This window comes from Stenotrophomonas sp. SrG, assembly GCF_050031795.1.
Classification (GTDB): Bacteria; Pseudomonadota; Gammaproteobacteria; order Xanthomonadales; family Xanthomonadaceae; genus Stenotrophomonas; species Stenotrophomonas rhizophila_A.
Genome location: NZ_JBNBBE010000022.1, coordinates 1 through 14,237, shown reverse-complemented (window position 1 = coordinate 14,237; position 14,237 = coordinate 1). Strand labels below are relative to the sequence as shown.

General features: G+C 66.7%; 9 protein-coding genes. 4 read left to right on the top strand and 5 right to left on the bottom strand.

All coding sequences use genetic code 11. From position 1 onward, the window contains the following. Positions 1-10: 10 nt before the first annotated feature. A complete protein-coding gene (locus ACQG3P_RS17185) occupies positions 11-1,900 on the top strand; it encodes an ATP-binding cassette domain-containing protein (RefSeq protein ID WP_426805725.1) in 1,890 nt (629 codons plus the stop codon). Positions 1,901-2,240: 340 nt separating this feature from the next. Here the strand turns inward: ACQG3P_RS17185 and ACQG3P_RS17180 are convergent, their stop codons facing one another. Together ACQG3P_RS17180 and ACQG3P_RS17175 are read right to left on the bottom strand one after the other, a co-directional pair. Beyond that, positions 2,241-2,702, bottom strand: coding sequence for a c-type cytochrome (locus ACQG3P_RS17180; protein ID WP_068851246.1), 462 nt, complete (start codon positions 2,700-2,702; stop codon positions 2,241-2,243). An 8-nt stretch (positions 2,703-2,710) separates the two neighbouring features. Next, a complete protein-coding gene (locus ACQG3P_RS17175; protein ID WP_068851249.1) occupies positions 2,711-3,106 on the bottom strand; it encodes a c-type cytochrome in 396 nt (131 codons plus the stop codon). Positions 3,107-3,312: 206 nt separating this feature from the next. Here ACQG3P_RS17175 and ACQG3P_RS17170 point away from each other — a divergent pair, with 206 nt between their 5' ends. The 3 genes from ACQG3P_RS17170 to ACQG3P_RS17160 are packed head-to-tail and all read left to right on the top strand — an operon-like array spanning position 3,313 to position 11,065. Then, complete coding sequence (locus ACQG3P_RS17170; protein ID WP_068851252.1) at positions 3,313-4,461, top strand: efflux RND transporter periplasmic adaptor subunit; 1,149 nt, start codon at positions 3,313-3,315, stop codon at positions 4,459-4,461. Continuing rightward, entirely contained in the window at positions 4,458-7,973 is a 3,516-nt protein-coding gene (locus tag ACQG3P_RS17165; RefSeq protein WP_426805724.1) for an efflux RND transporter permease subunit, read from the top strand. The genes ACQG3P_RS17170 and ACQG3P_RS17165 overlap by 4 nt, the downstream gene beginning before the upstream one ends. Further along, positions 7,970-11,065, top strand: a complete 3,096-nt coding sequence (locus tag ACQG3P_RS17160; RefSeq protein ID WP_426805723.1) for an efflux RND transporter permease subunit — start codon at positions 7,970-7,972, stop codon at positions 11,063-11,065. The genes ACQG3P_RS17165 and ACQG3P_RS17160 overlap by 4 nt, the downstream gene beginning before the upstream one ends. A 118-nt stretch (positions 11,066-11,183) precedes the next feature. On the opposite strand, the gene ACQG3P_RS17155 is transcribed toward ACQG3P_RS17160, so the two are convergent. The 3 genes from ACQG3P_RS17155 to ACQG3P_RS17145 are packed head-to-tail and all read right to left on the bottom strand — an operon-like array spanning position 11,184 to position 13,853. Then, positions 11,184-12,419 carry a TraB/GumN family protein gene (locus tag ACQG3P_RS17155; RefSeq protein ID WP_068851262.1) on the bottom strand — a complete coding sequence of 412 codons (1,236 nt, stop codon included), beginning with the start codon at positions 12,417-12,419 and terminating at the stop codon, positions 11,184-11,186. After that, positions 12,412-12,942, bottom strand: a complete 531-nt coding sequence (locus ACQG3P_RS17150; RefSeq protein ID WP_426805722.1) for an N-acetyltransferase family protein — start codon at positions 12,940-12,942, stop codon at positions 12,412-12,414. The genes ACQG3P_RS17155 and ACQG3P_RS17150 overlap by 8 nt, the downstream gene beginning before the upstream one ends. Before the next feature lie 23 nt (positions 12,943-12,965). Next, positions 12,966-13,853: a carbon-nitrogen hydrolase gene (locus ACQG3P_RS17145; RefSeq protein ID WP_095364215.1), complete on the bottom strand. Its 888-nt coding sequence runs from the start codon at positions 13,851-13,853 to the stop codon at positions 12,966-12,968. Positions 13,854-14,237 lie beyond the last annotated feature (384 nt).

Sequence of the window (14,237 nt, the reverse complement as noted above, 5' to 3'; positions counted from 1 at the left end):
CAATGGCGGGATGCCTCTGATTACTCTGCAAAACGTCGACTTCAGCGTCGGCGGCCCGCTGTTGCTGGAAAAAGCCGAACTGTCGATCGAGCCGGGCGAACGCATCGCCCTGATCGGCCGCAACGGCGCCGGCAAATCCACCCTGCTCAAGCTGCTGTCCGGCGACCACAAGCCCGACGACGGAGAAGTGCGCGTGCAGCAGGGGGTGCGCATCACCCGGCTGGAGCAGGAAGTGCCGCACGGCGCGGCCGGCAGCGTGTTCGACGTCGTCGCCGACGGCCTGGGCGAGCTGGGCCAGTGGCTGGCCGAATTCCACCACCTCAGCGTGGCCGACGAGTTCGATGGCGATGCGCTGTCGGCGGTGCAGGCCAAGATCGATGCCGCCAACGGCTGGGGACTGGACCAGCGTGTGAGCGAAACGCTGACCAAGCTCGACCTGGACGGCGATGCCGAATTCGCGCGCCTGTCCGGCGGCATGAAGCGCCGCGTGCTGCTCGGCCGCGCGCTGGTGTCCGCGCCGGACCTGCTGCTGCTGGACGAACCGACCAACCACCTGGACATCGAAGCCATCGACTGGCTGGAAATGTTCCTCAAGAACTGGAACGGCAGCGTGGTGTTCGTCACCCATGACCGCCGCTTCCTGCGTGCGCTGGCCACCCGCATCGTCGAGATCGATCGCGGCCAGGTCACCAGTTGGCCGGGCGACTGGGCCAACTACGAACGCCGCCGCGAAGAACGCTTGAACGCGCAGGCACAGGAAAACGCGCGCTTCGACAAGATGCTGGCGCAGGAAGAAGTCTGGATCCGCCAGGGCATCAAGGCCCGCCGCACCCGCGACGAAGGCCGCGTGCGCCGCCTGAAGGCGATGCGCAGCGAGCGTTCGCAGCGCCGTGAACTCGGCGGCAACGTGCGCATGGAAGCGTCGCAGGCGGAGAATTCCGGCAAGAAGGTGATCGACGTCAAGGACATTTCGTTCGCGTTCGGCGAGCGGGTGATGGTCAAGGATTTCAGCACCACCATCCTGCGCGGCGACCGGATCGGCCTGATCGGTCCCAACGGCAGCGGCAAGACCACGCTGCTCAAGCTGCTGCTGGGCGACCTGGCGCCGGACAGCGGCGAAGTGCGCGCCGGCACCAACCTGCAGATCGCCTACTTCGACCAGTACCGTTCGGTGCTGCGCGAGGACTGGACCGCGATCGAGAACGTGGCCGAAGGCCGCGATTTCCTCGAGGTCAACGGCAAGCGCAAGCACGTGCATGCGTACCTGCAGGATTTCCTGTTCACGCCCGAGCGTGCGCGCGCACCGATCACCCGCCTGTCCGGTGGCGAGCGCAACCGGCTGCTGCTGGCCAAGCTGTTCGCGCAGCCGTCCAACCTGCTGGTGATGGACGAACCGACCAACGATCTCGACGTGGAAACGCTGGAGCTGCTCGAAGAGCTGCTCGGCGATTACACCGGCACGCTGCTGCTGGTCAGCCATGACCGCGACTTCCTCGACAACGTGGTGACCTCCACGATGGTGATGGAAGGCGATGGCGTGGTCGGCGAGTACGTGGGTGGCTACACCGACTGGCAACGGCATGCGGCACGCGTGGAAGCGGCAACGGCCGCGGCGCCGGTGCCTGCGACCAGGCCGGCTGCCGCGCCGGCAGCGGCGGCACCGGCGGCATCGGCGGCACCCAAGCGCAAGCTCAGCTTCAAGGACCAGCGCGAGCTGGAGCAGCTGCCGTTGAAAATCGAAACGCTGGAAAAGGATGTCGAAGGCCTGACCGCCGCGATGAACGATCCCGCGTTCTACCAGCGCAGCGCGCCGGACATGGCGGCGCATACCCAGAAGCTGGGGGCGGTGCAGGCTGAGCTGGATGCGGCGTACAAGCGGTGGGAAGAGCTGGATTCCTGACGCGCGTCCCCGGGTAAAGGCAGCCGACTAACAGTCGGCTCTACCGGGGCTGGCGTATCCGGATCGTCATGCGTTCGTTCCGGACGCATCCGGATCGTCGTGCGTTTGCTCCGGACGTATCCGGATCGTCGTGCGTTCGTTCCGGACGTATCCGAATCGTCATGCGATCGCCAGCAATTCGTAGCGCCGACTGTCAGTCGGCGACCGCGCGCAGCGCGGCAAACCATCCCGGCGCGTGATCGACACGCGCTCAATATCCTGCCGGCGTTCAAACCCGACCGAAACCCTCCGTCCGGCGTTCATGACCCCGGAAAGGAGAGCAGCCACGCAGGGCGTGGCTCTACTTCAGCCCGTGCAGATCCCGCAACTGGCTCGGCCGCGAACCGAAATACGCGGCCAGGTCGGCAATGTCCTGGTCGCTCAGGTCGGTCGCCTGACCGGTCATCAGCGGATGCTGGCGGTCCCCGGCGCGGTAGGCCTGCAGGGCGTGGGCCAGGTAATCGCCGTACTGCCCCCCCAGCTTCGGGTAGGTCGGATCGATCGGCTGGTTGCCGTCGGCGCCGTGGCAGTCGATGCAGCTCTGCCCGGTCGCCTTGCCCTTGACCTTGGCCCGCGCTTCACCGGCGGCGATGCGGCCTGCCGGGAGGCCGGCGGAGGAGCCTGACCCGTGCTCACCACTGGCGTGGCCCGGGTCGGCGGCGGAATCTGCGCTGTTTTCCACCTGCGACTGCGAACAGGCAGCCAGCAGCAGGGCAACGGACAGGGCGATGGCGTGACGCTTGAAGGGCGTGGCTTTCGTCATGAGCGCGCTTATTTGACGGTGGACAGGTAAACAGCGAGATCGGCGATCTCCTGTTCAGAGAAACTCATGGACTGCGCCTGCATCGTGGGATGCCGGCGTTTGCCCTGGCGGTACTCGCTCAGCGCCTGGCTGAGGTACTGCTGGGTCTGCCCACCGATCTTGGGCACCCGGTAGCTGGGGTACGCGTTCTTGTAGCCGGTGATGCCGTGGCACCCCTGGCAGGTGTAGGCCAGCACGCGGCCATTGTCGAAGCTGCCGGTCAGGGCAGGCGGGGCGGCGGGCGCGGCTGCCGGGGCAGCGGCGGGTGGCGCGGGTACGGCAGGAGCAGGTGCGGCCTGGACGGCAACCCCGAAGGGCAGGAGGACGGCCAGAGCAAGACAAGCGGCGAGCGGCTGCGGGCGCATGATGTCGTTTCCGGTATACGGGTTCTGGTCGTTCCGGCGTGGGGTACGGAACTGACCCGAGTATAGCCTGCGTTTTCATCTAGCTGAAACCGGGCAATGCCGACGGGTGGTCGCAGGTCACCATGACCTTTGGGATATGGTGTTGTCGTGACGTGGTGCATTACTTTGCTACCACACCTGCTCACGCATCCTTCAGGGACACGACGATGTTGCGAATCTCTCTTCTGCCCGGCCGCACCGGAACCTGCGCCGCGGCGCTGCTGATCACTACGACTCTGCTGCTGGGCGGTTGCGGCGCCGGTGGCCCCGCCGGCGATGCCGCGGCGGCCGAGAAGGATCCCAAGGCCGAAAAAGCCCCCGACGCCGTCCCGGTGGAGGCGGTAGCGGCCAGCCGCCGTGCGGTCGCCGCCAGCTACACCGGCACCGCCGCGCTGGAAGCGCGCGCCGAATCGCAGGTGGTGGCAAAAACGTCGGGCGTGGCCCTGGCCGTGATGGTCGAGGAAGGCCAGCAGGTCCGCGCCGGGCAGCCGCTGGTGCGGCTGGACCCGGACCGGGCGCGCCTGGCCGTGGCCCAGAGCGAAGCGCAGATGCGCAAGCTGGAGAACAGCTACCAGCGCGCCCAGAAACTGGTGGGCCAGCAGATGGTCAGCGCCGCCGATGTCGACCAGCTGCGCTACGACCTGGAAAACGCGCGCGCGCAGTACCGCCTGGCGACCCTTGAGCTGTCTTACACCACGGTGGTGGCGCCGATCTCCGGCGTGATCGCATCGCGCTCGATCAAGACCGGCAACTTCGTGCAGATCAATACGCCGATCTTCCGCATCGTCGACAACTCGCGGCTGGAAGCCACGCTCAACGTGCCCGAGCGCGAACTGGCCACGCTGCGTGCCGGGCAGCCGGTGACCCTGGTGGCCGATGCGTTGCCGGGCAAATCCTTCCCCGGCACCGTGGACCGTATTTCCCCGGTGGTCGACGCCGGCAGCGGCACCTTCCGCGTGGTCAGCGGCTTCGGCGAAGATGCCGCCGGCCTGCAGCCGGGCATGTTCGGGCGCATCCGCATCGACTACGACCAGCGCGCCGACGCGCTGGTGGTGCCGCGCCTGGCGCTGCTCGACGACGGCGACCCGGCGGTGTTCCGCGTGCGCGCGGGCAAGGTTGCCCGCGTGCCGGTCAAGCTGGGCTACGCCGAAGGCCCGTGGGTGGAGATCCGCGAGGGCCTGGCCGAGGGAGACAAGGTGGTGACGGCCGGCAAGGTCGCCCTGCGCGACGGCACCGCCGTGCAGGTGATCGGCGACAAGCCGGCCACCGCGGTGGCCAGCAAGGCCGCCCCGGCCAAGGCGGAGACCCGCCAATGAGTTCGGCCGGGCACGACCACGGCAACGAACCGCAGCCGGGCGAAGGCCCGGCGGCGCCTGGTGGCGGCCTGGTGGAATTCGCCACCCGCCGCCGCGTCACCATCTTCATGTTCATGATCACCCTGGTGCTGTTCGGCCTGATCGCGCTGGGCAACCTCAAGGTCAACCTGCTGCCGGACCTGAGCTACCCCACGCTCACAGTGCGCACCGAATACACTGGCGCTGCGCCGACCGAGATCGAAACGCTGATCACCGAACCGGTCGAAGAAGCCGTGGGCGTGGTCAAGAACCTGCGCAAGCTGAAGTCGATCTCGCGCACCGGGCAGAGCGATGTGGTGCTGGAGTTCGCCTGGGGCACCAACATGGACCAGGCCAGCCTGGAGGTGCGCGACAAGATGGAAGCGCTGAACCTGCCACTGGAGGCCAAGGCCCCGGTGCTGCTGCGCTTCAATCCCTCCACCGCGCCGATCATGCGCCTGGTGATCGCGGCCAAGGACGACCCGGCCAGCGATGCCGACGCCGTGCGCCAGCTCACCGCGCTGCGCCGCTATGCCGATGAAGACCTGAAGAAGAAGCTCGAACCGGTGGCCGGCGTGGCGGCGGTGAAGGTGGGCGGCGGCCTGGAAGATGAAATCCAGGTCGACATCGACCAGCAGAAGCTGGCCCAGCTCAACCTGCCGATCGATACCGTCATCAAGCGGCTGAAGGAAGAAAACATCAACATTTCCGGCGGCCGCCTGGAAGAAGGGTCGCAGCGCTTCCTGGTGCGTACCGTCAACCAGTTCGCCGACCTGGAAGACATCCGCAACCTGCTGGTGACTACCCAGGGCAGCAACGGCAGTGCCGCCGACGCGGCCATGCAGCAGATGTTCGCCATCGCCGCCTCGACCGGTTCGGATGCTGCGGTCGCCGCCGCCTCCGCCGCGCAGAGCGCTTCCAGCAGCAGCTCCACCACGGTGGCCAACGGCGTGCCGGTGCGGCTGAAGGACGTGGCCACGGTGCGCCAGGGCTTCAAGGAACGCGAAGCGATCATCCGCCTGGGCGGCCGCGAAGCGGTGGAACTGGCCATCTACAAGGAAGGCGATGCCAACACGGTGGCCACCGCCGAAGCACTGCGCGCCAAGCTTGAGCAGATCAAGGCGCAGATTCCCGGTGATGCCGAACTGACCACCATCGAGGACCAGTCGCGCTTCATCGAGCACGCCATCAGCGACGTCAAGAAGGACGCGGTGATCGGCGGCCTGCTGGCCATCCTGATCATCTTCCTGTTCCTGCGCGATGGCTGGAGCACGTTCGTGATCAGCCTGTCGCTGCCGGTCTCGATCATCACCACGTTCTTCTTCATGGGCCAGCTTGGGCTGAGCTTGAACGTGATGTCGCTGGGCGGGCTGGCGCTGGCCACCGGCCTGGTGGTGGACGATTCCATCGTGGTGCTGGAAAGCATCGCCAAGGCGCGCGAGCGAGGCCTGGGCATCCTGCAGGCGGCCATCACCGGTACCCGCGAAGTCAGCATGGCCGTGGTCGCCTCCACCCTGACCACCATCGCGGTGTTCCTGCCGCTGGTGTTCGTCGACGGCATCGCCGGCCAGCTGTTCCGCGACCAGGCGCTGACCGTGGCGATCGCCATCGCGATCTCGCTGCTGGTGGCGATGACCCTGATCCCGATGCTGAGCTCGCTCAAGGGCCGCCCGCCGCTGGCGTTCCCGGAAGAGCCCGCGCATGCCGCATGGCAGCCGCAGCGTCGCTGGCTCAAGCCGGTCGCTGGGAGCCGCCGCGGTTTCGGCGCGCTGGTCCGCTGGACCGTGTTCGGCATCGCGTGGGCCATCGTGCGCGTGTGGCGCCTGCTGGTGGCGGTGATCGGCCCGGTGATGCGCAAGGCCAGCGACCTGGCCATGAAGCCGTACGCCGGTGCCGAGCGCGGTTACCTGCGCCTGCTGCCGAACGCACTGGCCCACCCGGGCAAGGTACTGGGCATGGCGGCGCTGGCCTTCGTGGCCACGCTGGCACTGGTGCCTATGCTGGGCGCGGACTTGATTCCGCAGCTGGCCCAGGATCGCTTTGAAATGACCGCAAAGCTGCCGGCCGGCACGCCGCTGAAGCAGACTGATGCGCTGGTGCGCGAGCTGCAGCTGGCCCACGCCAAGGACGACAGCATCACCTCGCTGTACGGCGTGAGCGGCAGCGGCACACGGCTGGATGCCAGCCCGACCGAGAGCGGGGAGAACATCGGCAAGCTCACCGTGGTGATGGCCGACGGCGGCAGTGCCCGCACCGAGGCGGCCATCACCGAGCGCCTGCGCACTTCGATGCAGGGCCACCCGGGCGTGCAGGTCGACTTCGCGCGGCCCGCACTGTTCAGCTTCTCCACGCCGCTGGAAGTGGAGCTGCGCGGGCAGGACATGGCCACCCTGGAACGTGCCGGGCAGGCGCTGGCCGCGCGGTTGCGCAGCAACCCGCACTACGCCGACGTGAAATCGACCGTGGAAGAGGGCTTCCCGGAGATCCAGATCCGCTTCGACCAGGAGCGCGCCGGTGCGCTGGGCCTGACCACGCGGCAGATCGCCGACGTGGTGGTCAAGAAGGTGCGCGGCGACGTGGCCACGCGCTACAGCTTCCGTGACCGCAAGATCGACGTGCTGGTGCGCGCCCAGGAAGGCGACCGCGCCAGCGTGGAGAGCATCCGCCGGTTGATCGTCAACCCGGGCAGCACGCGCCCGGTGACGCTGGACGCGGTGGCCGACGTGGTGGCCACCAACGGCCCCAGCGAGATCCACCGGGCCGACCAGACCCGCGTGGCAGTGGTGTCGGCCAACCTGCGCGACATCGACCTGGGCGGCGCGGTGCGCGAAGTACAGGACATGGTCGCCAACGACCCGCTGGGTGCCGGCGTCAGCATGCACATCGGTGGGCAGGGCGAGGAGCTGGCCGAATCGGCGCGCTCGCTGATCTTCGCCTTCGGTTTGGCGATCTTCCTGGTCTACCTGGTGATGGCCTCGCAGTTCGAATCGCTGCTGCACCCGTTCGTCATCCTGTTCACCATCCCGCTGGCGCTGGTCGGTGCGATCCTGGCGCTGATGCTCACCGGCAAGCCGATCTCGGTGGTGGTGTTCATCGGCCTGATCCTGCTGGTGGGGCTGGTGACCAAGAACGCGATCATCCTGATCGACAAGGTCAACCAGCTGCGCGAGGCCGGCGTGGCCAAGCATGAAGCGCTCGTGGAAGGCGCACGCTCGCGCCTGCGCCCGATCATCATGACCACCCTGTGCACGCTGTTCGGCTTCCTGCCGCTGGCGGTGGCGATGGGCGAGGGTGCCGAGGTACGCGCCCCGATGGCGATCACCGTGATCGGCGGCCTGCTGGTGTCCACGCTGCTCACCCTGCTGGTGATCCCGGTGGTGTACGACCTGCTTGATCGCCGTGGCGATGCCTATTACCGCGAACGTGGCCGCCATCACCACCGCGGTACGCCCGATGCCGGCAGCGCCGGTAGTGCGGCCCAGGAGCCGGCATGAGCATCGCCGAGTTCTCCATCCGCCGCCCCATCACCACCATCATGTGCTTCGTCTCACTGGTGGTGGTGGGCCTGATCGCCTCGTTCCGGTTGCCACTGGAGGCGCTGCCGGACATCTCCGCGCCGTTCCTGTTCGTGCAGGTGCCCTACACCGGCTCGACACCGGAAGAAGTGGAGCGCACCATCATCCGGCCGACCGAGGAAGCGCTGGCCACGATGACCGGGATCAAGCGCATGCGCTCCCAGGCGACCGCCGAAGGCGCCAGCATCTTCATCGAGTTCACCGACTGGGACCGCGACATCGCCATCGCCGCCTCCGACGCACGCGAGCGCATCGACGCGATCCGCAGCGACCTGCCCGATGACCTGCAGCGCTACAACGTGTTCAAGTGGTCCAGCAGCGACGAGCCGGTACTCAAGGTGCGCCTGGCCAGTGCATCGGACCTGACCGGTGCCTACGACATGCTCGACCGCGAGTTCAAGCGGCGGATCGAGCGCATTCCCGGCGTGGCCCGGGTGGAGATTTCCGGCGCGCCACCGAATGAGGTGGAAATCGCGATCGATGCTGATCGTCTGACCGCGCACAACCTGAGCATCAACGAACTCAGCGACCGCCTGCGCACGCTCAACTTCTCCATCTCGGCCGGGCAGATCGACGACAACGGCCAGCGGGTCCGGATCCAGCCGGTCGGCGAGATCACCGACCTGCAGGAACTGCGCGACCTGGTCATCGATACCAAGGGCCTGCGCCTGGGCGACATTGCCGACGTGCGGCTCAAGGCGGCGCGCATGAACTATGGCCGCCGCCTGGATGGCAATCCGGCGGTGGGCCTGGACATCTACAAGGAGCGCAGCGCCAACCTGGTGGAAGTCTCGCGAGGCGCGCTGGCCGAGGTGGAAGCCATCCGCCGGCAGCCGTCGATGCGCGATGTGAACATCAAGGTGATCGACAACCAGGGCAAGACGGTGACGTCCTCGCTGCTGGAGCTGGCCGAAGCTGGCGCGGTCGGCCTGCTGCTGTCGGTGACGGTGCTGTTCTTCTTCCTGCGCCATTGGCCGTCGACGCTGATGGTGACCCTGGCGATCCCGATCTGTTTCGTGATCACCCTGGGCTTCATGTACTTCGTCGGGGTGACCCTCAACATCCTGACCATGATGGGCCTGCTGCTGGCGGTCGGCATGCTGGTGGACAACGCCGTGGTGGTGGTGGAAAGCATCTACCAGGAACGCGAGCGCATGCCCGACCAGCCGGTGCAGGCCTCGATCATCGGCACCCGCAACGTGGCCATCGCGCTCAGCGCCGGCACCCTGTGCCACTGCATCGTATTCGTGCCCAACCTGTTTGGCGAAACCAACAACATCAGCATCTTCATGGCGCAGATCGCGATCACCATCTCGGTCTCGCTGATGGCCTCGTGGCTGGTGGCGGTGAGCCTGATCCCGATGCTGTCCGCGCGCATGCAGACGCCCAAGCTGGTGCATTCGCAGACCGGCGTGATCGCCCGCCTGCAGCGCCGCTATGCCCAGCTGCTGCAATGGACGCTGGAACACCGCGGCTGGAGCGTGTTCGGGATCATCATGGTGGTGCTGGTCAGCCTGGTGCCGATGAAGCTGACCAAGATCGACATGTTCGGTGGCGAAGGTGGCACTGATGTCTTCATCGGCTACAACTGGAAGGGGGCCTTCACCCGCGCGCAGATGTCCGACGAGATCATGCGGGTGGAGCAGTACCTGGACCAGAACCGCGAGAAGCTGCACATCACCCAGGTGTATTCCTGGTACAGCGAACAGGAAGGCAGCAGCACGATTGTCACTCTGGACCAGAAGCACGCGGGCAACATGGCCGCCGTGCAGGAGTCACTGCGCAAGGGACTGCCGCGCTCGGCGCGGGCCGATTACATCATCGGCAACCAGGGCGGCGATGGCGGCGGTGGCGGTGGCAGCAAGGGCGTGGAAGTGCAGCTGGTCGGTGATTCGACCCAGATGCTGCAGGAGATCGGCGAAGACGTGGTGCCGTTGCTGGCCCAGCGCAAGGAACTGCGCGATGTGCGCATCGACAATGGCGAGAAGGGTAGCGAGCTGTCCATCCATGTGGACCGCGAGCGTGCCGCTGCGTTCGGCTTCAATGCCGAGCAGGTTGCCAGCTTCGTCGGCCTGGCGCTGCGCGGTGCACCGCTGCGCGAGTTCCGTCGCGGTGACAGCGAAGTGCCGGTGTGGGTGCGCTTCGCCGGTGCCGAACAGAGCAGCCCGGAAGACCTGGCCAGCTTCACCGTGCGCACCGGCGACGGTCGCTCGGTACCGCTGCTGAGCCTGGTCGATGTCAGCATCAAGCCGTCCGCCACCCGCGTGGGTCGTACCAACCGCCAGACCACGTTGACCATCAAGGCCAACTTGGCCGAGAAGGTGACTGCGCCGGAAGGCCGCAAGGCAATGGAGGAGACGCTCAAGCCGATGAGCTTCCCGGCCGGCTACAACTTCACCTTCGACGGCGGCGACTTCGGTGACGACAACGAGGCCATGCAGCAGATGCTGTTCAACCTGGTCATCGCGCTGGTGATGATCTACGTGGTGATGGCGGCGGTGTTCGAATCGCTGCTGTTCCCGGCCGCCATCATGAGCGGGGTGCTGTTCTCGATCTTCGGGGTGTTCTGGTTGTTCTGGCTCACCGGTACCTCGTTCGGCATCATGTCCTTCATCGGCATCCTGGTGCTGATGGGGGTGGTGGTGAACAACGGCATCGTGATGATCGAGCACATCAACAACCTGCGCCGGCGCGGCCTGGCGCGCACCCAGGCGCTGGTGGAAGGCTCGCGCGAGCGCCTGCGCCCGATCATGATGACGATGGGCACGGCGATCCTGGCGATGGTTCCGATTTCGCTCACCGACACCCAGCTGCTGGGCGATGGCCCGCCGTACTACCCGATGGCGCGTGCCATTGCCGGCGGCCTGGCGTTCTCCACCGTGGTCAGCCTGCTGTTCCTGCCGACCATCTACGCCATGCTCGACGACATGAGCATCAACGTGGCCCGCATCGTGCGGAGGGCGAGGGGATTGCCGCCCAAGGGCAGCGATGCGGTGATCGAACCGGCATGAATGAAAAGGGCCACGCAATGCGTGGCCCTTTTCGTATCGACCAACGGTCGATACCTACCGAGGTCGAACAACGTTGTTGCGCACTGGTAGGTACCGACCGTTGGTCGGTACGGCGCCGTCAGCCGCCGACCTTGTTCCAGACCTGGAAGCCAGTGAGCCACAAGCCCAGCATGCTGCCAAGGTTGGTCAGCATGAAGGTCAGCACCACCCGGGTGACGCGGTTGCGGTACCAGCCGCGCACGCTCTGCGCGTCATCGCGCAGCTTGAGGAAATCCTCGTACGCCGGCTTGCGCAGGCGCGCCTCGACCAGCGCGGCAAAGGCGCCGGTCGGGATGCTCAGGCGGAATGGCTTGAACGGTGCCACCACGATCGCGGTGAGGATGCTCAGCGGGTGGCTGCCGGCCAGCAGGCAGCCCAACCCCGCCAGGCCGCCGGTGTACATCGCCCACACCGCCAGCAGCTCGGTGCCCACGCCCAGTCCACCGCGATAGAACCCGACGGCAATACCGGCCAACACCACCGCCAGGATGGTCAGCGTGATCCACGGAATGTTGCGCTTCTTCGGCACGTCTTCCAGCGACGCGCGCAGCGGGCCGGGCGCTTCGGTGTCCGATTCCAGGTACTTCGCCAGCCCGGCCAGGTGGCCGGCACCGACCACGGCCAGCACTTCGCGCTGGGCCGGATCGTGCACTTCGCGCAGGCGGGTGGCCATGTAGCGGTCGCGCTCGCCGATGATGGTTTCGTACAGGGCCGGGCTTTCGCTGGCGAACTCGCCGAAGCTCGCTTCGAGCATGTCACCCTGCTTGAGCTTCTCGATCTCGTCTTCGCCGACGTCGTCGGAGGCGAACAGGCCGGCGCCCAGGCCCATGACCAGTTTGATCTTGCCGAAGAAGCCCAGCCGCTGCGAGGCGCGCTTGAAGGTCAGGCCCACTTCGCGGTCGATCAGGTGCACCGGCAGGTTGTGCGCGTTGGCCAGGCCGACTGCGCGCTTGAGCTCGGCACCGGGCTCGATGCCCAGCTGCTCGGCCAGCCGCCGCTGGTAGGCGGCCAGGGCGAGGTTCGCGGCGAACAGCGCCACGCGGCCCTTGCGGATCACTTCGACCAGGTCCAGTTTGGCCAACGCATCGGGATTGGTCAGCGCCTGCAGGCGCTGCGGATCCAGCTCCACCGCGACCGCATCGAAGCGGCCGCTGTTGATGGCCCGTTCCACCACCTCCACGCTGGCCTGCGAGACGTGCGCGGTGCCCAGCAGGGTGTAGCGCACGCCGTCGCGCTCGACCACGCGCACGGGCTGGCCGGCGAACAGGGTGTCGCCGTTGTCGTCCATCAGGTTTTCAGTCATTTCATCATTCATTCGAAGGGGCGCTGTCGACACCGTCGCCGAGCGCGCGCTGCATCTGCACCGTATCCAGCCAGCGCCCATGCTTGCGGCCCAGGCCAGGGAAAATGCCGACCAGGTGGAAGCCGAAGCGTTCGTGCAGCTTGATCGATGCGGTGTTGGTCGGTTCGCCGATCACCGCCACCATCTGCCGGTAGCCACGCGCGACGCAGGCGTCGATCAGGCCCTGCATCAGCGCGGTGCCAACGCCCTTGCCCTGGAACGCGGCATCGACGTAGACGGAGTTTTCGACCGTCCACTGGTAGGCGATACGCCCTCGGTAGGTGTTGGCATAGGCGTAGCCGGCCACGTGGCCATCAACCTCGGCCACGATGTACGGGAAACCGCGTGCGACGATGTCGTGCATGCGCCGCTGCATCTCGGCCGCATCCGGAACGTCGTACTCATAGGTGTTGACGAAGTCGGTTACTTCCACCGCATAGATGGCGGTGATGGCCGCAATGTCGGCATCGGTGGCGTCGCGCAGCAGCACGGTCACGGGGCAGGGTTCCTGTGGGAAGGTCAGTCGATGTAGCGCTTGAGCAGGTCGCCATAGGCGTCGATGCGGCGGTCGCGCAGGAACGGCCAGATGCGGCGCACGTGTTCGCTGCGCTGCAGGTCGACATCGCAGACCAGTACGGTCGGTTCGCCACCGGCTTCGGCGATGAACTCACCCTGCGGGCCCAGCACGTGGCTGTTGCCCCAGAACTGGATGCCGGAGGCGCCCAGCGGCGACGGCTCATGGCCGACGCGGTTGCAGCTCAGCACGGGCACGCCGTTGGCCACGGCATGGCCGCGATGGCTGAGCACCCAGGCATCGCGCTGGCGGCCCTGTTCGTCCTTCTGGTCATCCGGATCCCAGCCGATGGCGGTGGGGTAGAGCAGCAGTTCGGCACCGGCCAGCGCCATCAGGCGCGCGGCTTCGGGGTACCACTGGTCCCAGCAGACGAGTACGCCAAGGCGACCCACCGAGGTATCGATCGGCTTGAAGCCGATGTCGCCGGGGGTGAAGTAGAACTTCTCATAGAAGCCGGGATCGTCCGGGATGTGCATCTTGCGATACTTGCCCAGCAGGGTGCCGTCCTTCTCGAAGACCACGGCGGTGTTGTGGTACAGGCCGGCGGCGCGGCGCTCGAACAGCGAGCCGACGATCACCACGCCATGCTTCTTCGCAAGCGCGCCAAGGCGCTCGGTGCTCGGCCCGGGGATCGGTTCGGCCAGGTCGAACTCATCCACCGATTCGTGCTGGCAGAAGTACGCACCGTTGTGCAGTTCCTGCAGCAGGACCAGCTTGGCACCCTGGGCAGCCGCTTCAGCCACGCGCGTTTCGATCACGGCCAGGTTGGCGGCCGCGTCACCGTGGTTGCGCTCCTGGATCAGGGCGACGGAAAGGGTGTGGCGTGAGCTCATCCGGGGCGGGTCCTGCAGGGGGAAAAACGCAGTTTATCGCGGATGGGTGTGTGCGGCGTGCTGGTTGTTAAACCGGTGCTGTTAACGCCTTCAGTAGCCGGGTTTGCGGATCGCCGGGCGTTGCCCGGCTGCTGGTGGCTTCAGGCGAACAGCCTTGGGGCAGCGGCTCCGAGGCTTGGCGGGACGGTGCGGGTTTGCGGGGGACGCCGTGAACCCATCCATGGGGGCTTGGTCGCCGCATCCATGCGGCTCACACCCCCGCAAACCCGCCCCGACCCGCCTTCGACAGTTGGCCGGAGGCCAGGGGAAAGCAACGGCCGCAGCCAACATCGACTGCGTCTTCGTTCTGGGATCTGGCATTTGATCTTCCATGGCCACCAACAA